The organism is Streptomyces sp. NBC_00461, assembly GCF_036013935.1.
Lineage (GTDB): Bacteria > Actinomycetota > Actinomycetes > Streptomycetales > Streptomycetaceae > Streptomyces.
In genome coordinates this window covers 6,781,822-6,806,443 of record NZ_CP107902.1, presented here as the reverse complement: position 1 = coordinate 6,806,443, position 24,622 = coordinate 6,781,822, and the positions used below count along the sequence as shown (strand labels likewise).

Annotated in this window: 15 protein-coding genes; 8 read left to right on the top strand and 7 right to left on the bottom strand. The window is 69.8% G+C overall.

Features of this window, described 5'->3' with window-relative positions; all coding sequences use genetic code 11:
- Positions 1-261: 261 nt before the first annotated feature.
- The 3 genes from OG870_RS31860 to OG870_RS31850 all read left to right on the top strand — a co-directional run bounded on the left by OG870_RS31860 (position 262) and on the right by OG870_RS31850 (position 4,823).
- Positions 262-2,274 carry a M4 family metallopeptidase gene (locus OG870_RS31860; protein WP_266521765.1) on the top strand — a complete coding sequence of 671 codons (2,013 nt, stop codon included), beginning with the start codon at positions 262-264 and terminating at the stop codon, positions 2,272-2,274.
- 293 nt (positions 2,275-2,567) lie between these two features.
- Positions 2,568-4,235 carry a M4 family metallopeptidase gene (locus OG870_RS31855; protein WP_266590044.1) on the top strand — a complete coding sequence of 556 codons (1,668 nt, stop codon included), beginning with the start codon at positions 2,568-2,570 and terminating at the stop codon, positions 4,233-4,235.
- Between the two features lie 69 nt (positions 4,236-4,304).
- Positions 4,305-4,823, top strand: a complete 519-nt coding sequence (locus OG870_RS31850; protein WP_266590042.1) for a DUF1990 family protein — start codon at positions 4,305-4,307, stop codon at positions 4,821-4,823.
- 7 nt (positions 4,824-4,830) lie between these two features.
- Here OG870_RS31850 and OG870_RS31845 read toward each other — a convergent pair whose 3' ends face one another.
- Positions 4,831-7,449, bottom strand: coding sequence for a glycosyltransferase family 1 protein (locus tag OG870_RS31845; protein ID WP_266590040.1), 2,619 nt, complete (start codon positions 7,447-7,449; stop codon positions 4,831-4,833).
- Between the two features lie 311 nt (positions 7,450-7,760).
- Here OG870_RS31845 and OG870_RS31840 point away from each other — a divergent pair, with 311 nt between their 5' ends.
- The 5 genes from OG870_RS31840 to glgB all read left to right on the top strand — a co-directional run bounded on the left by OG870_RS31840 (position 7,761) and on the right by glgB (position 17,161).
- Complete coding sequence (locus OG870_RS31840; protein ID WP_266521756.1) at positions 7,761-8,963, top strand: S8 family peptidase; 1,203 nt, start codon at positions 7,761-7,763, stop codon at positions 8,961-8,963.
- 236 nt (positions 8,964-9,199) lie between these two features.
- Entirely contained in the window at positions 9,200-11,299 is a 2,100-nt protein-coding gene (locus OG870_RS31835; protein ID WP_266843886.1) for an alpha-1,4-glucan--maltose-1-phosphate maltosyltransferase, read from the top strand.
- Complete coding sequence (gene treS, locus OG870_RS31830) at positions 11,296-12,996, top strand: maltose alpha-D-glucosyltransferase (protein WP_266521751.1); 1,701 nt, start codon at positions 11,296-11,298, stop codon at positions 12,994-12,996. Before OG870_RS31835 ends, treS begins: the two co-directional genes overlap by 4 nt.
- 95 nt (positions 12,997-13,091) lie before the next feature.
- A complete protein-coding gene (locus tag OG870_RS31825) occupies positions 13,092-14,480 on the top strand; it encodes a maltokinase N-terminal cap-like domain-containing protein (RefSeq protein ID WP_266590036.1) in 1,389 nt (462 codons plus the stop codon).
- A 38-nt stretch (positions 14,481-14,518) separates the two neighbouring features.
- Positions 14,519-17,161: a 1,4-alpha-glucan branching enzyme gene (glgB, locus tag OG870_RS31820; protein ID WP_266843888.1), complete on the top strand. Its 2,643-nt coding sequence runs from the start codon at positions 14,519-14,521 to the stop codon at positions 17,159-17,161.
- Between the two features lie 72 nt (positions 17,162-17,233).
- Here the strand turns inward: glgB and OG870_RS31815 are convergent, their stop codons facing one another.
- The 6 genes from OG870_RS31815 to OG870_RS31790 form a co-directional block, all read right to left on the bottom strand.
- Positions 17,234-19,456 (bottom strand): HelD family protein, encoded by a 2,223-nt coding sequence (locus OG870_RS31815; protein WP_266844842.1) that lies wholly within the window; start codon positions 19,454-19,456, stop codon positions 17,234-17,236.
- 155 nt (positions 19,457-19,611) lie between these two features.
- The gene (locus OG870_RS31810; protein WP_323178458.1) at positions 19,612-19,944 is read right to left on the bottom strand and encodes a thioredoxin family protein; all 333 of its coding nucleotides are present in this window, start codon (positions 19,942-19,944) and stop codon (positions 19,612-19,614) included.
- A complete protein-coding gene (locus OG870_RS31805) occupies positions 19,941-20,327 on the bottom strand; it encodes a MerR family transcriptional regulator (protein ID WP_266521745.1) in 387 nt (128 codons plus the stop codon). Before OG870_RS31805 ends, OG870_RS31810 begins: the two co-directional genes overlap by 4 nt.
- A gap of 103 nt (positions 20,328-20,430) precedes the next feature.
- Positions 20,431-22,008 carry an AAA family ATPase gene (locus OG870_RS31800; protein WP_266843891.1) on the bottom strand — a complete coding sequence of 526 codons (1,578 nt, stop codon included), beginning with the start codon at positions 22,006-22,008 and terminating at the stop codon, positions 20,431-20,433.
- Between the two features lie 125 nt (positions 22,009-22,133).
- Positions 22,134-22,910, bottom strand: a complete 777-nt coding sequence (locus tag OG870_RS31795) for a DUF2127 domain-containing protein (protein ID WP_266521740.1) — start codon at positions 22,908-22,910, stop codon at positions 22,134-22,136.
- 190 nt (positions 22,911-23,100) lie between these two features.
- A complete protein-coding gene (locus OG870_RS31790) occupies positions 23,101-24,504 on the bottom strand; it encodes a cation:dicarboxylate symporter family transporter (RefSeq protein ID WP_266521738.1) in 1,404 nt (467 codons plus the stop codon).
- Positions 24,505-24,622: the final 118 nt, after the last annotated feature.

Below are 24,622 nucleotides of genomic sequence, written 5' to 3'. Positions count from 1 at the left end.
CCCCATTCCGCATATCGGACATGAACATCCGGACAACGAACCAATTCCGGCCAACTTTCTGACGCGCCCCTGACAGAAAGCGCCATCCGGTGCCAGGCTTCCCACGGCCGCTTCACAGCAACCCCACAGATACACCGCTGTGTCGTCACAAGGCCACCTGCACCTGGTTCCGCAGCTCTGCCAGTTCTGCCCGGACGGTCGACCCACCGTCCGGATCTCCCCCTGGCCGCGCGACCCGCGGCCGCGCAGAAGGAGTCAGTGTTGAGAAGCAATTCCTCTCGCAGACGCACCTCCCACATAGTCGCCGTCGCCGGCGTCACCGCCCTGCTCGCCGCCGCCGTCCAGTCGGGCGCCGCGTCCGCCGCCCCGGCCCAGGCGGGCAAGGCCCACGCCGCCGTCAAGCTCAGCCCCTCCCAGCGCGCCGAGCTGATCCGCGACGCCGACACGGCCCGCGCGCAGACCGCGAAGGACATCGGCCTCGCCGCCAAGGAGAAGCTCGTCGCCCGTGACGTCGTCAAGGACGCGGACGGCAGCCTCCACACCCGTTACGAGCGCACCTACGACGGTCTCCCGGTCCTCGGCGGCGACCTGATCGTCGACACCGCCAAGTCGGGCGCCACCCAGCGCGTCATCAAGGCGACGAACGCCGCCATCAAGGTCTCCGACGTCACCCCGGACATCACCAGGGCGGCCGCCGAGCAGCAGGCCGTCAAGCGTGCGAAGGCCCTCGGCTCGACCAAGGCCGGCGCCGACGTGGCCCCGCGCAAGGTGATCTGGGCGGCGAGCGGAAAGCCGGTCCTGGCGTACGAGACGGTCGTCGGCGGCCTCCAGGATGACGGCACCCCGAACCAGCTGCACGTCATCACGGACGCGACCACCGGCAAGAAGCTCTACGAGTACCAGGGCATCGAGAACGCCACCGGCACCGGCAACACCCAGTACAGCGGCACGGTCCCGCTGACGACGACCCAGTCGGGCTCGAACTACACGCTGACCGACGGCGACCGCGGCGGACACAAGACGTACAACCTGAACCACGGCACCTCGGGCACCGGCACGCTGTTCTCGCAGACGAGCAACACCTGGGGCAACGGCACCACGTCGAACGCCGCCACCGCGGGCGCCGACGCGCACTACGGCGCCGCGGAGACCTGGGACTTCTACAAGAACACCTTCGGTCGCAGCGGCATCAAGAACAACGGCGTCGGCGCCTACTCCCGTGTGCACTACGGCAACTCGTACGTGAACGCGTTCTGGGACGACGGCTGCTTCTGCATGACGTACGGCGACGGCTCCGGCAACAACGACCCGCTGACCGCCCTCGACGTGGCCGGCCACGAGATGAGCCACGGCGTCACCTCGAACACGGCGGGGCTCAACTACAGCGGCGAGTCCGGCGGCCTCAACGAGGCCACCTCCGACATCTTCGGCACCGGCGTGGAGTTCTACGCGGCCAACTCGTCCGACGTGGGTGACTACCTCATCGGCGAGAAGATCGACATCAACGGCGACGGCACCCCGCTGCGCTACATGGACAAGCCCAGCAAGGACGGCGGCTCCGCCGACTCCTGGTACTCGGGCGTCGGCAACCTCGACGTGCACTACTCCTCGGGTGTCGCCAACCACTTCTTCTACCTGCTGAGCGAGGGCAGCGGCGCCAAGGTCATCAACGGCGTGAGCTACAACTCGCCGACCTCGGACGGGCTTCCGGTCACCGGCATCGGCCGGGACAAGGCGCTGCAGATCTGGTACCGGGCGCTGACCACGAAGTTCACGTCCACCACCAACTACGCCTCCGCCCGCACGGGCACGCTCGCGGCGGCGGGTGAGCTGTACGGCACCACGTCCACCGAGTACAAGGCCGTGCAGGACGCCTGGGCGGGCGTCGCGGTCGGCTCGCGCTCCGGTGGCGGCGGCGGTGGCGGCACCTCGTTCGAGAACACGACCGACGTGTCGATTCCGGACAACGGGGCGGCCGTGACGTCGTCCGTGACCGTGTCCGGCCGGACGGGCAACGCCCCCTCGAACCTTCAGGTTTCGGTCGACATCGTCCACACGTGGCGTGGCGACCTGGTGATCGACCTGGTGGCCCCGGACGGTTCGACGTACCGCCTGAAGAACTTCAGCTCCTCCGACTCGGCGGACAACGTCCAGGCGACCTACACGGTCAACGCCTCCTCCGAAGTAGCCAACGGAACCTGGAAGTTGAAGGTCCAGGACCAGGCGGCGCAGGACACGGGCTACATCAACAGCTGGAAGCTCACCTTCCCGTAGACCGGCCCCTGAGGCCCTCGGTTCAGGGCGCCGCCCCGGTGGTTCGACTCCCCGGGGCGGCGCCCTTTTTTGCCACGCCCTTACCCCCGACCGGTTTGACCATTGCCGCCGTCAACTCCGTTTACATTCCCGCAATGTTCACCCGAGGGTCAATTTTCAGCCAACATCACAAGGGGGTCCTGACATGTACGCGCCCCCGGTGTCACTCTTCCTCACAACCGCCGCACAACTTCACAGCAACTCCGGCCAGGCGCCCCACGCCGTGCCGGACTCCCCCACCACAAGGAGCTTGTGTGACCCCCCTCTACGCGCGTCACAAGCGCTCGACTCTGGCCATCGCCACCGCAGTCGCGGCCGGAGCCCTGCTCACCACCGGTCTGACCACCGGTTCGGCCGCCGCCCAGACCCCGGCGGACACCCCGGCCAAGGCCACGCTCGCCGCGGCGCCCGCCGCGCTGTCGAACGCGGCCCGCACCACGCTGATCCAGAAGGCCCAGGCCGACGTCACCGAGACCGCCCAGCAGATAGGCCTCGGCGCCAAGGAGAAGCTCGTCGTCAAGGACGTCGTCAAGGACGCCGACGGCACCGTCCACACCCGCTACGAGCGCACCTACGCGGGCCTGCCGGTCCTCGGCGGCGACCTCGTGGTGCACACCGCCAAGTCCGGCAAGGCCGAGGGCGTCACCAGAGCGACCAACGCCTCCGTCAAGGTCGCCTCGCTCAAGCCGCAGATCACCGCGGCCAAGGCCGAGAAGCAGGCGGTGAGCGCCGCCAAGACGCTCGGCTCCGCCAAGACCGAGGCCGACGGCGCCCGCAAGGTCGTCTGGGCGGGCTCCGGCAAGGCCGTCCTCGCCTACGAGACCGTCGTCGGCGGCCTCCAGGACGACGGCACCCCGAACAAGCTGCACGTCATCACCGACGCGGCCACCGGCAAGAAGCTCTTCGAGTACCAGGGCATCGAGAACGCCACCGGCACCGGCAAGACGCTGTACTCGGGCACGGTCAGCCTCGCCACGAGCGGGTCGGGCTCGTCGTACTCGCTGACCGACGACTCGCGCGGCGGCCACAAGACGTACAACCTGAAGCACGGCACGAGCTCGGGCACCGGCACCCTGTTCACCGACGCGGACAACGTCTGGGGCACCGGCACCGCCTCCAGCTCCAGCACGGACCAGACCGCCGCCGCGGACGCCGCCTACGGCGCGCAGGAGACCTGGGACTTCTACAAGTCCACCTTCGGCCGCAGCGGCATCAAGAACAACGGCGTCGGCGCCTACTCCCGCGTCCACTACGGCAGCTCGTACGTGAACGCGTTCTGGGACGACGACTGCTTCTGCATGACGTACGGCGACGGCGAGGGCAACACGGACCCGCTGACCTCGCTGGACGTGGCCGGCCACGAGATGAGCCACGGCGTCACCGCGAACACGGCGGGTCTCGAGTACAGCGGCGAGTCCGGCGGCCTCAACGAGGCCACCTCGGACATCTTCGGCACCGGTGTCGAGTTCTTCGCCAACAACTCGGCCGACAAGGGTGACTACCTCATCGGCGAGAAGATCAACATCAACGGCGACGGCACCCCGCTGCGCTACATGGACAAGCCCAGCAAGGACGGCGGCTCCGCCGACTCCTGGTCCTCGTCCGTCGGCAACAAGGACGTCCACTACTCGTCCGGCGTCGCCAACCACTTCTTCTACCTGCTGTCCGAGGGCAGCGGCGCGAAGACGATCAACGGCGTGAGCTACAACTCGCCGACGTCCAACGGCTCCACGGTCACCGGCATCGGCCGGGACAAGGCGCTGCAGATCTGGTACAAGGCGCTGACCACGTACTTCACGTCGACGACGAACTACAAGTCGGCCCGTGCGGGCACGCTGTCGGCGGCCTCCGCCCTGTACGGCTCCAGCAGCACGGAGTACAAGACGGTGGCCGCGGCCTGGTCCGCTGTCAACGTGAGCTGACCCGAGGGGGGTCGGCGGGCGGCACCCGGGACGAAGGCTGTCCCGGGTGCCGCCCTACTCTTGTGTCCCATGCGCCTGGAGGACTTCACCTACGACGACGTCGGCGGCACCCGCCGCGGCGGTTTCTGCCCACCGGGTTTCCACCCGATGCGCGTACGCACGCGCATAGGCGAGGGTGAGAAGGCCTTCCAGAGAGCCTCCGAGGCGGTCCTGACCTGGGAGATGCACCGCGAACTCGGTGTGGGCGTCGAGGCGAGCGCGGACCGGGCGACCGAGGGAGTCGACGTCACCATCACCCTCGCCGGGATGATCAAGGCTCCGTGCCGCATCGTCTACACGGTCGAGGAGCCCCGCCGCGCGGGCTGGGCGTACGGCACGCTGGCCGGCCACCCGGAGTGCGGCGAGGAGGCCTTCGTCGTGGACCGTACCGGTGACGGGACCGTGTGGCTGACCGTGGACGCGTTCAGCCGCGCGGCGAAGTGGTACGCCCGGGCGGGCGGACCTGCGACGCGCGGCCTTCAGCATGCCTACGCACGAAAGTGCGGGGCCACCTTGAGGCGTATGTGCGCTCCCTACTCGGAGGCGTGAGACCGCCTCACCTCATCAGCACCCCGGCCCCCTCCCCCGTCTCCTCCGAGGGCACCGCCACCAGCCCCAACTCCGCGCCGGACGCCAGCAGTCGGTGTGCGGGCAGGATGCGGACCGTGTAGCCGTAGGGCCCCGTGCGGTCCAGGGAGAGCGGGCCCTCGTACACCCATCGGCCCTCGTTGTCGGGGCCGCCCGCCGGTTTCAGCGGGACGGTCGCCGCGTCCGCGATGTGGTCCTCCGGGTCGACGCGCCCGGAGACGGCCTGGACCTCCACGTCGTCCGGCCCCAGTTCGCCGAGGCCCACCCGCACCCGCAGGGCGAGCGTCGTGCCGAGTTCCGCGGTGGCGGTGGCGGCGGACGTCTCCACGTGATCGACGGTGACCCCGTGCCAGGCGGCCCGCACCCGTGCCTTCCAGGCGGCGAGTTCGCGCGCGGAGTCGGGGTCCATCGAGCGATGGGCATGGGCGGCCGGCGCGTAGAGACGCTCGACGTACTCGCGGACCATGCGGCCGGCCAGCACCTTCGGCCCGAGCAGGGTGAGGGTCTGGCGCACCATCTCGATCCACCGGTCGGGCAGTCCCTGCTGCCCGCGCTCGTAGAAACGCGGGGCGACGCGCTGTTCCAGCAGGTCGTAGAGGGCCTCGGCCTCTATGTCGTCGCGGCGCTCGGGATCGGTTCCCGTGCCGTCCGCCGTGGGGATCGCCCAGCCGAAGTCGGGCTGGAACCACTCGTCCCACCAGCCGTCCAGGACGGAGAGGTTGAGGCAGCCGTTGAGGGCGGCCTTCATGCCGGAGGTGCCGCAGGCCTCCAGCGGGCGCAGGGGGTTGTTGAGCCAGATGTCGCAGCCCGGGTAGAGCTTCTGCGCCATCGCCATGCCGTAGTCGGGCAGGAAGACGATGCGGTGGCGCACGCGCGGGTCGTCGGCGAACCGCACCAGCTCCTGCACCAGCCGCTTCCCGCCGTCGTCCGCCGGGTGCGCCTTGCCCGCGACGACGATCTGGATGGGGTGTTCGGGGTGCAGCAGGAGGTCCATCAGCCGGTCGCGGTCGCGCAGCATCAGGGTCAGGCGCTTGTACGAGGGGACGCGCCGTGCGAAGCCGATGGTGAGGACGTCCGGGTCGAGGACTCCGTCGATCCAGCCCAGCTCGGCCGTCCCGGCCCCGCGCCCGCGCCAGGACGCCCGCAGCCGCCGGCGCACCTCGTCCACCAGCTGCTCGCGCAGGACCCGCCTCAGCTCCCAGATGTCCTGGTCGGGGATCTCCCCCACCGCGTCCCAGCGGTCCGAGCCGCCGACGGTCAGCGCGTCCTCGGTGCGCTGGGCGCCGATCTGCCGGGCGCCGAGCCTGAAGACCTCGGGCGCGACCCAGGTGGGCGCGTGCACCCCGTTGGTCACGGAGGTGATCGGCACCTCGTCGGGGTCGAATCCCGGCCACAGGCCGGAGAACATCTCGCGGCTGACATGGCCGTGCAGCAGGGAGACGCCGTTGGCCCGCTGCCCGAGGCGCAGGCCCATCACGGCCATGTTGAAGAGGTTCGGTTCGCCGCCGGGATAGGTCTCCATGCCCAGCCGCAGGATGCGCTCGACGTCGATGCGCGGGAGTTCGGCTGCGGCGCCGAAGTGGTGGGCGACCAGCTCGCGGTCGAAGCGGTCGATGCCGGCCGGGACGGGCGTGTGGGTGGTGAAGACGGTCCCGGCGCGGACCGCCTCCAGCGCGGAGTCGAAGTCCAGCCCGCCGTCGCAGAGCTCGGCGATGCGCTCCAGGCCCAGGAAGCCGGCGTGGCCCTCGTTGGTGTGGAAGACCTCGGGAGCGGGATGGCCGGTGAGCCGGCAGTACGTCCGCACCGCCCGGACCCCGCCGATCCCGAGCAGCATCTCCTGCAGCAGCCGGTGCTCGCTGCCGCCGCCGTAGAGCCGGTCGGTCACCCCGCGCTCGCCGAGGTCGTTCTCCTCGACGTCCGAGTCGAGCATCAGGAGCGGGACACGGCCGACCTGGGCGAGCCAGATGCGGGCGTGCAGCTGCTTGCCGCCGGGCAGGGCGAGGGAGACCTGGGCGGGCGCGCCGTCCGGTTCCTCCAGGAGGGCGACGGGCAGCTCGTTGGGGTCGAGCACCGGGTAGTGCTCCTGCTGCCAGCCGTCCCGGGACAGGGACTGGCGGAAGTAGCCGTGCCGATACAGGAGGCCTACGCCGATCAGGGGTACGCCGAGATCACTGGCCGCCTTCAGATGGTCGCCGGCGAGGATGCCGAGGCCGCCGGAGTACTGCGGCAGGGCGGCCGTGATACCGAACTCGGGCGAGAAGTAGGCGATGGCGGCGGGCAGTTCGCCGGTATGGGTCTGGTACCAGCGCTCGCCGGTCACATAGTCGCCCAGGTCGTCCGTGACAGCCGCCAGACGGCGCAGGAATCGGTGGTCCTCGGCCAGCTCCGCGAGCCGCGCGGGCGCCACGCTCCCCAGGAGCCGTACGGGATCGCCGTCCGAGGCGGCCCAGCGCTCGGGGTCGACGGACTGGAAGAGGTCGCGAGTCTCCGCATGCCAGGACCAGCGCAGGTTGCGGGCCAGGTCACTGAGCGGCCGGAGGGGTTCGGGGAGAACGGGTCGGACGGTGAATCGACGGATCGCCTTCACTTTCCACCTCGACGCGTGTCGCTGTGCGGACGCACAACGCTGTGCGCCTCGTCGTCACCCTCGACGGTATCGGTGCGGAGGGCTCCGCAACCACGGCACGTCCAAGAGCGGCACACACTTGTACACAGTCCGGAAAACAGCGCAACCTTCACGCATCCGCCATGGCCGACATGGCCGATTCCGCCCCTGTAGGCCCTCTTGTGGGTCTTCTGCGCCGCACGAGAGGCTGCATGTGGCGTACCGGCCGACCGCCGGGTGCACCCGGGGACCGGAGGCTGCCGTACGCCGAGTCGAGGAGGGGAACTCGGACGATGGCACGGACGCGAACACGGCGTCTGCGCTGGGCGGGGGGCCTGACCGCGGTGACCTGTACCGCGGCACTTTCGGCCATCACCCTGCCCGCGCACGCCGCACCGGAGGGGCGGATACTCGGCGCCGGAGAGCCCGGCTCCGTCAGCGGAAGTTACCTGGTGACACTTGAGGGGGGAACGAAGGCTCCGTCGGCGGCCGGAAAGGGCGTCGCCGAGAAGTACGGGGCGAAAATCAGCCATACCTACGGCACGGTCCTCAACGGCTACGCGATCAGGGCGAACGAGAGACAGGCCAAGCGGCTCGCGGCCGACTCCCGGGTCGCTTCGGTCGTCCAGGACACGCGTGTGGCGCTTGACCACACCCAGAAGAACCCGCCGTCCTGGGGCCTGGACCGGATCGACCAGCCGAGCCTGCCGCTGGACAGGAGCTACACCTGGCCCGAGTCCGCGGGCCGCGGGGTGACGGCGTACGTGATCGACACCGGCATCCGCATCACGCACAAGGACTTCGGCGGCCGGGCAAGCTACGGCTGGGACTTCGTCGGAAACGACAGGACCGCATCCGACGGCAACGGCCACGGCACCCACGTCGCCGGCACCATCGCCGGCACGACGTACGGCGTCGCCAAGCAGGCCGGGGTCGTCGCCGTACGGGTCCTCGACAACGACGGTTCCGGTACGACGGCGCAGGTCATCGCGGGTATCGACTGGGTGACCAAGCACGCGAGGAAGCCCGCGGTCGCCAACCTCAGCCTGGGCGGCTACCACAACGCCCAGCTGGACGCCGCCGTACGCAGCTCGATCGCGTCGGGCGTCACCTACGCCGTTGCCGCGGGCAACGACGGTCTGCCGGCCGCGCTCTACTCGCCGGCGGACGTGAAGGAGGCCATCACGGTCGGCGCGACCGACAGGAACGACGCACGGGCGAGCTTCTCCAACTTCGGACCGGCCGTCGATCTGTTCGCCCCGGGCGTGTCGATCACCTCGGCGTCCTACGCGAGCAACACCGGCAAGGCGACCTTCTCCGGTACGTCGATGGCTTCGCCGCATGCGGCGGGGGCGGCCGCGCTGTATCTGGCCGACCATCCGAAGGCAACGCCGGCCCAGGTTTCCAAAGCCCTGGTCAAACTTGCGGCGTCCGGGAAGGTCTCCGGACGGGGTCTCGGCTCGCCCGACGAGCTTCTGCAGGTGCCGCCCTCGTAGGCGCAAGGCCAGGCTCGTCATAGAAGAGTTCCGCCACCGGCCCCGTTCGTTCACGAACGGGGCCGGTCTTGTGTGTAGACATACGCGTGAGTAGTTAACAAAGTGCCGGATTGCCCACCCGAATAGGGTGGGAAGGCTCCCTCGGGACACCCCTCAGGTGCTCCACGAAAACTCCACGCAGGACCCACCTCCCCACAGCCATCCGCCCACCCACGTTGACGCGGACAGGAGCGGTCATGCCCGCCACGCACCACTCGTCAGCACCCCCGACTCGGGGGCCCGAAGCACGTCCCGTGCGTCCCGCCGACGCCGCACCGCCGGCCCCGGAGCCACCCTCCGCGGGCGACGGGGCCGACATCGGACGCATACCCGTCCTCGACATCGGCCCGGTCGTCCAGCACGGGCGCCGGCCGGCCAAGGCCGTGACCGGCGAGTCGTTCGAGGTCTCGGCCACCGTGTTCCGGGAGGGGCACGACGCGGTCGCCGCCAACGTCGTGCTGAAGGACCCGGAAGGCCGCCCCGGCCCCTGGACCCCGATGCGGGAGCTGGCCCCGGGCACCGACCGCTGGGGCGTCACCGTCACCCCGGGCGCCCCCGGCCACTGGACGTACACCGTGGAGGCCTGGGGCGACCCGGTCACCACCTGGCGGCACCACGCGCAGATCAAGATCCCGGCGGGGATGGACACGGATCTGGTGCTGGAGGAGGGTGCGCAGCTCTACGAGCGCGCGGCCTCCGGGGTTCCCAAGGGCGGCGGCAGCCGTGAGGTGCTCCTCGCCGCCGTCGGCTCCCTGCGGGACGAGAGCCTGCCCGCCGCCTCGCGTCTCGCGGCGGCGTTGACGCCGGAGGTGGACGCGGTGCTGGCCCGGCATCCGCTGCGCGAGTTCGTCACCGCCTCGCAGACCCTGCCGCTGCTGGTGGAACGCGAGCGCGCCCTGTACGGCGCCTGGTACGAGTTCTTCCCCCGCTCCGAGGGCACCCCCGCCGTCCCGCACGGCACCTTCCGCACCGCCGCCCGCCGGCTGCCCGCCATCGCCGCCATGGGCTTCGACGTGCTCTACCTGCCCCCGATCCACCCCATCGGCACCACCTTCCGCAAGGGCCGCAACAACACCCTCTCCGCCGGCCCCGACGACGTCGGCGTGCCCTGGGCCATCGGCTCCCCCGAGGGCGGCCACGACGCCGTCCACCCCCAGCTGGGCACCCTCGACGACTTCGCCTGGTTCGTGCGCCAGGCCGCCGACCACGGCCTGGAGATCGCCCTCGACTTCGCCCTGCAGTGCTCCCCCGACCACCCCTGGGTGGCCAAACACCCCGAGTGGTTCCACCACCGCCCCGACGGCACCATCGCCTACGCCGAGAACCCGCCCAAGAAGTACCAGGACATCTACCCGATCGCCTTCGACGCCGACCTGGACGGGCTGATCACCGAAACCCTGCGGGTCCTGCGGCTGTGGATGGACCTCGGCGTGCGGATCTTCCGGGTCGACAACCCGCACACCAAACCGGTCGTCTTCTGGCAGCGGGTGATCGCCCAGATCAACGCCACCGACCCGGACGTGATCTTCCTGGCCGAGGCGTTCACCCGCCCCGCCATGATGCGCACCCTGGCCCAGACCGGCTTCCAGCAGTCCTACACCTACTACACCTGGCGCACCGGCAAGCAGGAACTGACCGACTACCTCACCGAGCTGTCCGGCGAGACGGCCGCCTACATGCGGCCCAACTTCTTCGTCAACACCCCCGACATCCTGCACGAGTTCCTCCAGCACGGCGGCCGGCCCGCCTTCGAACTGCGCGCCGTGCTGGCCGCCACCCTCTCCCCCACCTGGGGCATCTACTCCGGCTACGAACTGTGCGAGAACACCCCCCTGCGCGAGGGCAGCGAGGAATACCTCGACTCGGAGAAGTACCAGCTCAAACCCCGCGACTGGGAGACCGCCGAACGCGAGGGCCGCACCATCACCCCCCTGATCACCAAACTCAACACCGTCCGACGCTCGAACCCCGCCCTGCGGCAGCTGCGGAACCTCCACTTCCACCACGCGGACCAGGAAGCGGTGATCGCGTACTCGAAGCGGAGCGGCTCGAACACGGTTCTGGTGGTCGCCAACCTCGACCCGCACCACACCCAGGAGGCCACGGTCTCGTTGGACATGCCGCAACTCGGCCTGGAATGGCACGAGTCGGTGCCGGTGCGCGACGAGCTCACCGGCGAGACCTATCACTGGGGCAGGGCGAATTACGTACGCCTCGAACCGGGCACTCGTCCCGCGCACGTGTTCACCGTCCTGCGACCGTCCACCCCGCAGATCGGAGGGTCACCCACAACATGATCGTCAACGAACCCGTACCGGACACCTTCGAGGACACCCCCGCCAGGGACCGGGACCCGGATTGGTTCAAGCGTGCGGTCTTCTACGAGGTCCTCGTCCGCTCCTTCCAGGACAGCAACGGCGACGGCGTCGGCGACCTCAAGGGCATCACCGCCAAGCTCGACTACCTGCAGTGGCTGGGCGTCGACTGCTTGTGGCTGCCCCCGTTCTTCAAGTCGCCCCTCAGGGACGGCGGTTACGACGTCTCGGACTACACGGCCGTCCTGCCGGAGTTCGGCGACCTGGCCGACTTCGTGGAGTTCGTCGACGCCGCGCACCAGCGCGGCATGCGCGTCATCATCGACTTCGTCATGAACCACACCAGCGACCAGCACCCGTGGTTCCAGGAGTCGAGGAAGGACCCCGACGGGCCCTACGGCGACTACTACGTGTGGGCCGACGACGACAAGCAGTTCCCGGACGCGCGGATCATCTTCGTCGACACCGAGGCCTCCAACTGGACCTTCGACCCGGTCCGCAAGCAGTACTACTGGCACCGCTTCTTCTCCCACCAGCCGGACCTCAACTACGAGAACCCGGCCGTCCAGGACGAGATGATCTCCGCCCTGCGCTTCTGGCTGGACCTCGGCATCGACGGCTTCCGCCTGGACGCCGTGCCGTACCTCTACCAGGAGGAGGGCACGAACTGCGAGAACCTGCCCGCCACCCACGAGTTCCTGAAGCGGGTGCGGAAGGAGATCGACGCCTCCTATCCGGACACGGTGGTGCTGGCGGAGGCGAACCAGTGGCCGGAGGACGTCGTCGACTACTTCGGCGACTACGAGAGCGGCGGGGACGAATGCCATATGGCGTTCCATTTCCCGGTCATGCCGCGCATCTTCATGGCCGTACGGCGGGAATCCCGCTATCCCGTCTCGGAAATCCTCGCCAAGACCCCGGCGATTCCCTCGGGCTGCCAGTGGGGCATCTTCCTGCGCAACCACGACGAGCTGACCCTCGAAATGGTCACCGACGAGGAACGCGACTACATGTGGGCCGAATACGCGAAGGACCCGCGTATGCGCGCCAACATCGGGATCAGGCGGCGGCTCGCGACCCTGCTCGACAACGACCGCAACCAGATCGAGCTGTTCACCGCCCTGCTGCTGTCCCTGCCCGGCTCGCCGATCCTCTACTACGGCGACGAGATCGGCATGGGCGACAACATCTGGCTCGGCGACCGCGACGCCGTACGCACTCCGATGCAGTGGACACCGGATCGCAACGCAGGTTTTTCGTCCTGTGACCCCGGGCGGCTGTTCCTGCCGACCATCATGGACCCCGTCTACGGCTACCAGGTCACCAACGTCGAGGCGTCGATGTCGTCGCCCTCGTCGCTGCTGCACTGGACCCGCCGGATGATCGAGATCCGCAAGCAGAACCCGGCCTTCGGCCTCGGGTCGTACACGGAACTCCCGTCGTCGAATCCGGCGGTGATCGCGTTCCTGCGCGAGTACGAGGACGATCTCGTGCTGTGCGTGCACAACTTCTCGCGGTTCGCGCAGCCGACGGAGCTGGACCTGAGCGCGTTCAACGGACGGCATCCGGTCGAGCTGTTCGGCGGGGTGCGTTTCCCTGCCGTCGGTGAGCTGCCGTACCTGCTGACCCTGGCGGGCCACGGCTTCTACTGGTTCCGGCTGCGCAAGGACCCCGCGTAGGACCTCGCAGAACCCGGGGTGGGGCGGTTTCCCCTGCCCCACCCGGGGCACGCATCAGTAACACCCCGCCCACCCGGGGAAAGGAATGTGACACCATGGCGGAAACTGTCACACTTTCCGGTACGACAAGTCCTGGCCTGCTCGCGTCCCTGGATCCACTGCTGCGCGAGTGGCTGCCACGACAGCGCTGGTTCGCGGGCAAGGGACGCCCGGTCACCGGGTTCTCGCTGGTCGCGGCCACCGAGCTGCTGCCGGCCGACTCCCGGCTGGGCCTCTACCATCTGCTGGTGCGCGCCCATCAGCCGCTCGCGCTCGGCACCGAGACCCACCCCGGCGACTGCTACCAGCTGCTGATAGGCGCGCGCGAGGCGCTGCCGCCCCGGCTCGCGCCCGCGCTGATCGGACACGTGGAAGAGGGCCCGCTCGCCGGCCGCACAGTGTACGACGCCCTGTACGACCCCCGGCCCGCCGAGATGCTCCTGGAGGCGCTGCGCTCCCAGGCCCGCATCGGCGGGCTGCGCTTCGAGCGGGAGCCCGGCCAGGAGATCCGCGCCGGACTGGTCCCCCGGATGGTGACCGCCGAGCAGTCGAACTCGTCGGTCGTCTACGGAGATACGTTCATCCTGAAGCTGCTGCGCCGGATCGTGCCCGGCGTCAACCCCGACCTGGAACTGCCGCTGGCGCTGGCCCGCGAGGGCTGTGCCCGGGTGCCCGCTCCGACCGCGTGGCTCACCGCGGAGCCTGCCGGGGAGTCGTGTGTGCTCGGCGTGCTCCAGCCGTTCCTGCAGGGCGCCTCGGACGGCTGGGAGCTGGCGCTGCGCGAGCTGGCCAAGGGCGAGGACTTCGGCGCCGAGGCGCAGGCCCTGGGGCGCGCCACGGCCGAGGTGCACACCGCGCTCGCCCGCGCGCTGCCGACCATGACGATGGGCCACACCCAGGTGCAGATGCTGGCCGACGGCATGATCGAACGCCTCGACGTGGCCGCTCAGGCGGTACCCGCGCTGCGTCCGCACGCGCCCGCGCTGCACTCCGCGTTCACGGCACTGGCCGACCTGGCCGCGGAGGGCCGTACCTGGACCGCGCAGCGCATCCACGGCGACCTGCACCTCGGGCAGTGTCTGCGCTCGCCGGCCGGGCAGTGGTGGCTGATCGACTTCGAGGGCGAGCCGTCCAGGCCACTCGCCGAGCGACGGATGCCGCAGCCGCCGGTGCGGGACATCGCGGGGATGCTCAGGTCCTTCGACTACGCGGCCCACTCGGCGGGATCGCACGCAGGGGGCTGGGCCGATGCGTGCCGGGCCGCCTACTGTTCCGGGTACGCGGAGGTCAGCGGCCGCGATCCGCGCACCGACCCGGTACTGATGCGCGCCTACGAGACCGACAAGGCGATCTACGAGGTCGTCTACGAGGCCCGCCACCGCCCCGACTGGCTGCCCGTCCCGATGGCGGCGATAGAGCGTTACGCCGTGTCCGACCTGACCTGACCTGACGTGACCTGACCTTTGCAGAGGAGGCGCCGCCCGTGACCCCCCGCCCCACGCCCAGCGGTTCGGATCCGAAGAAGAAGGCCGAGGAGAAGGCCGCCAAAGCCGCGAAGAGTGTGAAGAAGGCGGTGAAGAAGGCCGCGGAGAAGACGGTCGCGCCCGCGAAGGCGGCGAAGAAGGCGCCGGCCGAGAAGCCCGCGGTCAAGAAGGCGACCACGAAGACGACGGCGGTGAAGAAGACCGCGGTGAAGAAGCCGACCGCCGAGAAGACCACCGCTGGGAAGACCGCTGCCGAGAAGGCCGTCGCCAAGAAAGCGGTGGCGACCAAGGCCGCCGCGAGGAAGACGACCATCGCGAAGAAGGCACCGGCGAAGCCACCCGCGAAGTCAGCTGCCAGGAAACCCGTCACCAAGGCCACGACGAAGGCACCCGTACCCGTACCGGAGCGGCTCGCGTCCCGCACGGCGCCCGTCGGGACCGTCGGCGACTCGCCGGTCTCCCCCGCCGTCGGCGCCGGTGACCGTGAGCGGCTGCTCACCGGTACGCACCACGATCCGCACACGGTGCTGGGCGCCCACCAGGTGCCCGGCGGGGTCGCCTTCCGGGTCTTCAGGCCGTACGCGCTGTCCGTGAGCGTCGTCGCCGGGGACCTGCGGGCGGAGCTGCACGACGACGGGGACGGGTTCTTCTCCGGCCTGCTGCCCCTGTCCGAGGTCCCCGGTTACCGGATCCTGGTGGCGTACGAGGGGACGGTCCAGGACACCGAGGACGCGTACGGCTTCCTGCCCACGCTGGGCGACCTCGATCTGCACCTGATCGGCGAGGGCCGGCACGAGGAACTGTGGACGGTGCTCGGCGCGCACCCGATGACGCACCAGGGCATGGCCGGCACCCGCTTCTCCGTGTGGGCGCCGAACGCGCGCGGCGTGCACGTGGCCGGCACCTTCAACTTCTGGGACGGCTCCGGTCATCCCATGCGCTCGCTCGGCTCCTCCGGTGTCTGGGAGCTGTTCCTGCCCGGGATCGGCGAGGGCGAGCTGTACAAGTTCGAGATCACCCGGCCCGACGGTTCGAAGACCCTGCGCGCCGACCCGCTGGCCCGGCGCACGGAGACCCCGCCCAACACGTCGTCCGTGATCACCGCCTCCCACCACGAGTGGCACGACGAGCAGTGGCTGGAGCGGCGTGCCGACCTGCCCGCGCACGAGGCGCCGTTCTCCGTCTACGAGGTCCATCTGCCGTCCTGGCGCCCGGGTCTGACGTACCGTCAACTCGCTGACCAGCTGCCCGCGTACGTCAAGGACCTGGGCTTCACGCACGTCGAGCTGATGCCCATCGCGGAACACCCCTTCGGCGGCTCCTGGGGCTACCAGGTCACCGGCTTCTACGCCCCCACGGCCCGACTCGGGAGCCCCGACGACTTCAAGTACCTGGTCGACGCGCTGCACCAGGCAGGCATCGGCGTCCTGATGGACTGGGTGCCGGCGCACTTCCCGCGCGACGACTGGGCGCTGGCGGAGTTCGACGGCCGCCCCCTGTACGAGCACGAGGACCCGTTGCGCTCCGCTCACCCCGACTGGGGCACGCTGGAGTTCGACTACGGCCGCCGCGAGGTGCGCAACTTCCTTGTCGCGAACGCCGTGTACTGGTGCAGGGAGTTCCACATCGACGGCCTGCGGGTCGACGCGGTCGCCTCCATGCTCTATCTCGACTACTCGCGCGAGCCCGGCCAGTGGGTGCCGAACGAGCACGGCGGCCGGGAGAACCTGGACGCGGTGGCGTTCCTGCAGGAGATGAACGCGACGGTGTACCGGCAGGTGCCGGGTGTCGTGACGATCGCGGAGGAGTCGACGGCCTGGGACGGTGTCACCCGGGCCACGCACCACCGGGGCCCGGGCGGCTTCGGGGGCCTCGGCTTCGGCCTGAAATGGAACATGGGCTGGATGCACGACTCCCTCGACTACATGAGCCATGAGCCGGTGCACCGCAAGTACCACCACAACGAGATGACGTTCTCGATGGTGTACGCCTACAGCGAGAACTACGTCCTGCCCATCTCCCACGACGAGGTGGTGCACGGCAAGCGCTCCCTGGTCTCGAAGATGCCGGGCGACTGGTGGCAGCAGCGCGCCAACCTGCGCGCCTACCTGGCCTTCATGTGGGCCCACCCCGGCAAGCAACTCCTCTTCATGGGGCAGGAGTTCGCGCAGGGCGCGGAGTGGTCGGAGGCTCATGGCCCGGACTGGTGGCTCCTCGACCCGGCCTACGGCGCCGAGGCCGACCACCGCGGGGTGCGCGACCTGGTCCGCGACCTCAACGTCGTCTACCGCCACACGCCGGCGCTGTGGCAGCGGGACATCGACCCGGCCGGCTTCCAGTGGATCGTCGGCGACGCGGCCGACGACAACGTCTTCGCGTTCCTGCGCCACGCCACCGACGGCACCCCGCTGCTGGCGGTCTCCAACCTCTCCCCCGTCGTCCGCCCGGACTACCGCCTCGGCGTCCCCGACGACGTCCCGGCCTGGCACGAGACCCTCAACACCGACCTCGCCAAGTACGGCGGCAGCGACGTCACCAACCCTGACGTCATCAAGCCCGAACCCCAGGGCTGGCACGGCCGCCCGGCCAGCATCAGGTTGTCCCTGCCCCCGCTCGCGACGCTCTGGCTACGCCCGGCCTAGCCTCCTCAAACGCCGGAGGGGCTGGTTTCCAGCCCCTCCGGCGTTTGAGCGGCGGGGGCGAAACCCTCCCGTTCACGCAAACGCAGCAGCCAGCGCCACAGGCAACGCCCGACTGTGCAACACCCCCAACCGCTGCGTGGCCCGGGTCAGCGCCACGTACAGATCACTCGTCCCGTACAGCCCCGGCTCCACGACCAGCACCGAGTCGAACTCCAGCCCCTTCGACTGACGCGGATCAAGAAGAACGACCGCACGGGTCAGATCCGGCTCCGCCCCCACCGTCACCCCGTCCAGCCGCGCCGCCAGCCGCCGATGCAGATGCCGCGGCGCGATGACCGCGAGCCGCCCCTCCGCAGGCGTCAGCTCCTCCACCGCCTTGGCCACCGCACCGGCCAGATCGTCGGTCGCACGCGCCCACGGCCGGACGCCGGTGGACCGCACCGAACTCGGCGGCTCGAAGTCCGGCTGCTCGGCCCGCACCACCGCCGCCGCGACCTCCATGATCTCGGCTGGGGTGCGGTAGTTGACGCCGAGCCGCGTGTGCTCCCAGCGGTCCTCGACGTACGGCTGCAGGATCCCCGCCCAGGAGCCGACACCCGCCGCCTCCGCGGTCTGCGCGGGATCGCCGACCAGGGTCATCGAGCGGGTCGGGCTGCGCCGCATGAGCAGCCGCCACGCCATCGGCGACAGCTCCTGCGCCTCGTCGACGATGATGTGCCCGAACGCCCAGGTCCGGTCGGCCGCCGCCCGCTCGGCGGCGCTGCGGTGGTCGTCCTCCTCCTGGCGCTCGGCGAACCGCTCGGCGTCGATGATGTCGTGCGCGGACAGCACCTCCGAGTCCTCCTGGTCGATGTCCTCGAACTCGTAGGTGCGCGAGGCGTACGACACGTCGAGCACGCCCTGCGCGTAGGCGACCTGCGTCTCCCGCTCGCGCTCCACCCGCGCCCGCCGCACCCGGTCGTCCACACCGAGCAGTTCGGCGGCCTCGTCCAGCAGCGGTACGTCCGCCACCGTCCAGGCCCGTGTCACCGGGCGGCGGATGGCGGCCGCGTCCTCGTCGGGGAGATAGCCGACGGGATCGGCGAGGAAGTCCGCGACCAGCCGCTGCGGGGTCAGCCGCGGCCAGAGCTGGTCGATGGCCGCCCACACCTCGGGGTTCTCGGCGAGCTCGTCGCGGATCTGCGTGATGTCGCTGGGGTCCAGCAGGTTCGTACCGTCGAAGGGGTCCGTGCCGATGCGTTCGGCGACCATGTCGGTGAGCGTGTTGAGGATGTGGCCCTCGAAGTGTTCGCGGGCCACGTTGTGCGGCAGGTCCGCGGCACGGGTGCGCTCGCGGGCCATCTTCACCAGGCCGTCGTCGAGCATCAGGATCTCGCGGTCGTGCTCGATCGCGATCACCGGGTCGGGCAGCGCCTGCCAGTCGCGTACGGCCTCGGCGAGCGCGGCCGCCATGTCGGCACGGCCCTTCACCGCGGCCGCCGCACGGGTGTCGGTCGCCCTCGCCTTCACGCCGGGGAACAGCTCTCCGACGGTCGCGAGCAGCACGCCCGTCTCGCCGAGCGAGGGCAGCACCTCCGCGATGTAGCCGAGGAACGCGGGGTTGGGGCCGACGATGAGAACGGCCCGCTTGGCGAGCAGTTCCCGGTGCTCGTACAGCAGATACGCGGCCCGGTGCAGTGCCACGGCCGTCTTGCCCGTGCCGGGGCCGCCCTCGACCACGAGCACCCCGCGGTGCGGTGCCCGGATGATCTCGTCCTGCTCGGCCTGGATGGTCTGCACGATGTCGCTCATGCGGCCGGTGCGCGCGGAGTTGAGCGCGGCCAGCAGCACGGCGTCGCCGGTCGGGTCCTCGTGACCGGTCCTCTCCTGGTCCCCCAGGTCGAGGATCTCGTCGTGCAGGGCGGTGACCGTACGGTCGCTGGTGGTGAGGTGCCGACGCCGGCGCAGCCCCATCGGGGTGTGCCCGGTGGCCAGGTAGAAGGGGCGGGCGACGTCGGCACGCCAGTCGATCAGGATCGGCGTGCGCTCTTCGTCGTCGGTGCGCAGCCCGATACGGCCGATGTGGTGGCTCGTGCCCGAGGTGAGGTCGATACGGCCGAAGCAGAGCGAGCCGTCCACGGCGTTCAGTGCCGCGAGCAGTCCCGAGCGCTCGGCGACCAGGATGTCCCGCTCCAGCCGGGCCTGCATGGGCGTGTTGCCCTGGGCCAGCGCGTCCGTGACGCCGGCCTCGGTGTCCCCGCGCAGGGCGTCCACGCGCGCGTACAGCCCGTCGATGAATTCCTGCTCACCACGAATTTCATCGCTGTTTGACAATTCCACTCCCGCGCATATAGAATGTGCTCACTGGACTTCTTCGTGACTCAATTGCCCTGAAGTCGCGAACCATTGAATATACGCAAAGAAATCCCCCGAGCGCAATTGCTCGGGGGATTTCTTTGTATTGCGTCAGGTCACAGGACGTCCGCCAGCTCCTCAAGGAGCCGCCGCTTGGGCCTGGCGCCCACCATCGACTTCACCGGCCGGCCACCGCGGAAGACCATGAAGGTCGGCATCGACAGGACCCGGTACGCGTTGGTGGTCTCCGGGTTCGTGTCCACATCGAGCTGGACCACCTTCAGCCGCTCCCCCTCCTCCGCGGCGAGGGCGCTGAGCACCGGTCCCATCTGCCGGCACGGCGGACACCAGTCGGCGGTGAACTCCACGAGGACCGGCAGATCACTGTGCATCACCTCCGTCTCGAAGTCCGCGTCCGTCACCGCGGCCACACCCACTGCTCCGATCACAGTTCCCGTCCTCCCAGTTCGCACAACGGTGAATCTCCTCCGGCCGTGGCCAGCCGCACGCCGATCTTCGCCCGCACCGCCTGCAACTCCTCGATCAGTGCGTCGAGTTCGTCCAGCTTGCGCCGGTAGACCGCCAGCGACGCGGGGCAGGAGTCGCCTTCCGGGTGCCCGGCACGCAGACACTCCACGAACGGCCGCGTCTCCTCCAGGTCGAACCCGAAGTCCTGGAGCGTCCTGACCTGCAGGAGCAGCTTCAGGTCGCTCTCGTCATAGGTCCGGTAGCCGTTGTCGCCCCGCCGTGCGGGCAGCAGCCCGCGCGACTCGTAGTAGCGCAGCGTCCGCGTCGTGGTACCGGCCCGTGCGGCCAGCTCGCCGATTCGCATGCCTACGAACGTAATCCCTGACGCCGACGTCAAGGCAACAGCGCTCGACGACAGACGTCCGGGGGGTCGGCGTCAGGTCTCGGTGTCAGGGTCGGCGTGAAGGTCAGCGGGGCGCACGGCCGGGACGCGGGCCCAGCAGCCACTCCCCCGAGGGCGGCCCACCATGCCCCCTGCCGTCGTAGTCCTCGTCGCCTTCCTCCTCGTCCTCCTCGTCCTCGCTCGCGTTCCGCACCCCCAGCAGCCGGCGGGTCAGCCGGTCGCGGTCGGACATGAGCTCGTCGAGGGCCTCGCGGATGTCGGACGGTTCGGTGCGGGGGGACTCGCGTTCCGCCGCGATCAGGACGGACCGGCGGACCAGCTCCTTGGTGAACGAGGCCGTCGTGCCCTCGGTCCGGGCCACGACCTCGTCGGCGACGTCCTGGCCGAGGCCGAGGCCCGCGCCGTACAGGGCGAGCAGCGCGGCGCGGCCCTCCGCGTCCGGCAGCGGGATCTCCACGGCGAGGTCCACGCGGCCCGGGCGCTGGATCAGGGCCGGTTCCAGCAGGTCGGCGCGGTTGGTGGTGAGCAGGAAGGCGACGTCGGCGTCGTCGCCGAGGCCGTCCATCTCGTTCAGGACCTGGAAGAGCAGGGGCTGTTCGCCGTTGCCGTAGTCGCGGGCCTCGGCGATCAGGTCGCAGTCCTCCAGGACGACGAGTGCGGGCTGGAGCATACGGGCCAGGGCGCACGCCGGGCCGATGGCGTCGATGCTCTCGCCGGACAGGACGACGACCGTGAACTGCGGAAGGTGGGAGAGGAGATAGCGGATCGTGTGGGTCTTGCCGGTGCCGGGAGGACCGTAGAGGAGGAGTCCCCGGCGCAGGTGCTGGCCCGCGGCGCGCAGCTGCTCGCGGCGGCGCGCCACCCCCACGACCTGCCGCTCCACCCGCTCCAGGAGCCCGGCCGGCAGCACGATGTCGTCACGGGTCAGGCCGGGGCGGCGGTGGAAGCGGAACGGGCCGAGGCCGTGGCCGAACTGCGAGCCCTCGAAGGAGAGCACCTGACCGCGGAAGACGTTGTGCTCGCGCACGAGGGCGTCGATCCCGGCGAGCAGCCGGTCCGCGAACTCCTTGTCGCGGGCGAGGACTTCGAGCTCGACCTTGTTGCGTCCGTACGCGTCCTGCGGGCCGCGCAGGAGTACGGCGAAACGCTCGTCGCCCTCCGCTCCGAGATAGAACCCGCAGGAGACGCAGGCCAGTTCCCGGTCGGGCGAGACCGGCAGATGGGCGTAGTCGACGGCGCCGATCACGAAGCGGTCGTAGCGGTCGGCGGCCTCGATGATGTCGCCGAGGGTGAGATCGCCGTGGTGCTGGGCGCCGCGCATGCCGACCAGTTCGTAGGACCGGCCGTCCGCGGCGAACCAGCGCTCCAGCGCGAGATGGACGTTGGGCAGGTCGAACGGCGCGTACGCGGACTTGACCACCGGGCGGTCGGTCGGCGCCGAACCCAGGTGTTCGCGCAGCCGCTTGGCGAGGTCGCGGCTGCCGTCGGCGTCACTGCGCTTCGGGCGCGCGACCGCCATAAGGAACTCGTGGAACAGTTCGTTGACCCGCTCAAGCGACAGGGGCGAGGGCTCGCGCTCCGCGCCGTACCGCCTCTTGTACTCGTCCGTGCTGAGGATCTCCACCTCGTCGGGCTGCCCCATGTACACCTCCGTGCGTTGGGCCGTGCACCCCCGAGGCCTCCCAGCCTGATGCCCAACGGTCCCGCAGGTCAAAGGATTTGGGGCAAGTGCCCCCAAACGCACCCGCCCTTGGGCCGCCGACTGACCTAGGCGCGCTGGGCGGCGGGCATGCCGGCCGACTCCTCGACCTCCAGCAGGGACGCGCTCTGCCGTTCCTCGTCGAAGGCCCGGCGGCCGCCCCTGAGCCCGAACAGCCGCTTGGCGAGGGCGATGTAGAGCACGGCGAGGATGTTGAGGACCAGGGTGCCGATCTTCAGCCAGCTGATGTGCTCGGTGAGTTCGTAGATCTCCAGCGGGAGGAAGGCGGCGGTGGCGACCACCGTGAGGTACTCGGCCCAGCGTTTGGCGTACCACAGGCCCACCGCCTCGACGAGCTCGATCAGGGCGTAGGCGACGAGCAGTGCGGCCACCAGCAGCAGCGTGGAGTGCTTGTAGCCGAAGGTCTTCTGGATGCTGCCGACGATCGGTGAGTGGTCGAGGTCGTAGTGGAAGTGCTTGAAGACGGGCCGGAAGACGTTCAGGTACTCGTCGAAGAGGCTGCGTACCGAGTCCTGGCTGTTGCTGAACTTCCACACCGCCGCCGCGACCAGCACGATGAACACGCCGCGCACGGCCCGCTCGATCGCCAGGAAGCGCAGGATGAACAGGTCGCGCAGCACCTTCCCGCGCGGCACGAGGGGCGCCTCGCTCGCCGGTCCCGACCCGTGCGGCTCGCCCAGCGCGAAGTCGCCGCAGCGCAGACAGCGCCAGACGTCCCCGAGAGCGGTCTCGGCGTGCAGCCGTACCCGCAGCCGGGAGTCGTCCGGGGCATAGGTGACATGCCCCTTTCGGGCACATGTGCGCCGGTCCCAGTCGATCTTCATCCCCCGTGCCTCCAAACAGCTTGCCGCGCCTGACGATCGGCGCGGCACGCTAGTGGACGCAGGTAAGAGGTTGGTGAGGATCAACGCGCCGAGCGGCCGGGTCCACGGGGGAGGGACCCGGCCGCTCGGCGTTCTCGACCGGGCGACCGATCGACGGGGGGAGTTTCGGCCGCCCGGGGGACTGAAGGGCTCAGGCCTTGGCGAGTTCCTTCTCGCCGCCCTGCTCGGGCACCTCCACCGGGACGTCCGGCTCGGCGTCGTCCAGCAGCGTCTTCTCGTCGAAGGGCAGCTCGCCGGCCAGGACGCGGTCCACGCGCTCCTTGTCGACCTCGCCGGTCCAGGTACCGATGAGCAGGGTCGCGACGGCGTTGCCGGCGAAGTTGGTGACGGCGCGGGCCTCGCTCATGAAGCGGTCGATGCCGATGATCAGGCCGACGCCGTCGACGAGGGCGGGCTTGTGCGACTGCAGACCGCTGGCGAGGACCGCGATACCGGAACCGGAGACACCGGCCGCGCCCTTCGAGGCGACCATCATGAACAGCAGCAGACCGATCTGCTGGCCGATGCTCATCGGCTGGTCCATGGCGTCCGCGATGAACAGCGAGGCCATGGTCAGGTAGATCATCGTGCCGTCGAGGTTGAAGGAGTAGCCGGTCGGCACGGTGATACCGACGACCGGACGGCCGACACCCAGGTGCTCCATCTTCGCGATGAGCCGCGGCAGCGCGGACTCGGACGACGAGGTGGAGATGATCAGCAGGAACTCCCGGCCGAGGTACCTCAGCAGCTGGAAGAGGTTCACCTTCGCCACGAGCTTCGTCAGCGTGCCGAGCACGATGACGACGAACAGCAGACAGGTGATGTAGAAACCGGCCATGATCGTGCCCAGCGCCTTGAGCGCGTCCACTCCGGTCTCGCCGACCACGGCGGCCATCGCACCGAAGGCACCGACGGGCGCGGCCCACATGATCATGCCGAGGATGCGGAAGACCAGCTTCTGGATGTGCTCGACCCCGCGCAGGATCGGCTCACCGGAGCGCCCCATGGCCTGCAGGGCGAACCCGACGAGCAGCGCCACGAGGAGGGTCTGGAGGACGACGCCCTCGGTGAAGGCCGAGACGAACGTGGTCGGAATGATCCCGAGCAGGAAGTCGACGGGCCCCTCGGCGGCGGCCTTCGCCTGCTCGTGCCCGACGCCCTTCACGGCCTCGGTCAGGTGCATCCCGCTGCCCGGGTGGATGATGTTGCCGACGACCAGGCCGATGGCCAGCGCCACGAAGGACATGGCGATGAAGTAGCCGAGGGCGAGCCCGCCGACCTTGCCGACCTTGGCGGCCTTGCGCACGGAACCGACGCCGAGCACGATCGTGCAGAAGATGATCGGCGAGATCATCATCTTGATCAGGTTCACGAAGCCCGCGCCGATCGGCTTGAGCTCTTTGGCGAAATCTGGCGCGGCGAACCCGACGCCGATGCCGAGAACCACCGCGATGATCACCGCGATGTAGAGGTAGTGGGTGCGGTCCCGCTTGGCGGGTGCGGCAGGTGCGGTAGCGGGGGTGCTGGCCACGGCTGCCCTCCTTGACGACGTCATCGGCATCAACCGGCGTGCGGCTCACGTCCGGGGATATAGGGGAATGCCGTGACTATCTCCCGCTCTGTGAGGGCGGTCACCCTTCCGTTCATTTAGTTCACACTCAGCGTGAGAGGCA

What these genes read in the sequence shown, in the direction of transcription:
- OG870_RS31795 (WP_266521740.1), bottom strand. Translation starts at nt 22,910, where the DNA reads ATGAAGATCGACTGGGACCGGCGCACATGTGCCCGAAAGGGGCATGTC.
- OG870_RS31850 (WP_266590042.1), top strand. Translation starts at nt 4,305, where the DNA reads ATGCGCCTGGAGGACTTCACCTACGACGACGTCGGCGGCACCCGCCGC.
- OG870_RS31840 (WP_266521756.1), top strand. Translation starts at nt 7,761, where the DNA reads ATGGCACGGACGCGAACACGGCGTCTGCGCTGGGCGGGGGGCCTGACC.
- treS (WP_266521751.1), top strand. Translation starts at nt 11,296, where the DNA reads ATGATCGTCAACGAACCCGTACCGGACACCTTCGAGGACACCCCCGCC.
- OG870_RS31800 (WP_266843891.1), bottom strand. Translation starts at nt 22,008, where the DNA reads ATGGGGCAGCCCGACGAGGTGGAGATCCTCAGCACGGACGAGTACAAG.
- OG870_RS31835 (WP_266843886.1), top strand. Translation starts at nt 9,200, where the DNA reads ATGCCCGCCACGCACCACTCGTCAGCACCCCCGACTCGGGGGCCCGAA.
- OG870_RS31825 (WP_266590036.1), top strand. Translation starts at nt 13,092, where the DNA reads ATGGCGGAAACTGTCACACTTTCCGGTACGACAAGTCCTGGCCTGCTC.
- OG870_RS31790 (WP_266521738.1), bottom strand. Translation starts at nt 24,504, where the DNA reads ATGACGTCGTCAAGGAGGGCAGCCGTGGCCAGCACCCCCGCTACCGCA.
- OG870_RS31805 (WP_266521745.1), bottom strand. Translation starts at nt 20,327, where the DNA reads ATGCGAATCGGCGAGCTGGCCGCACGGGCCGGTACCACGACGCGGACG.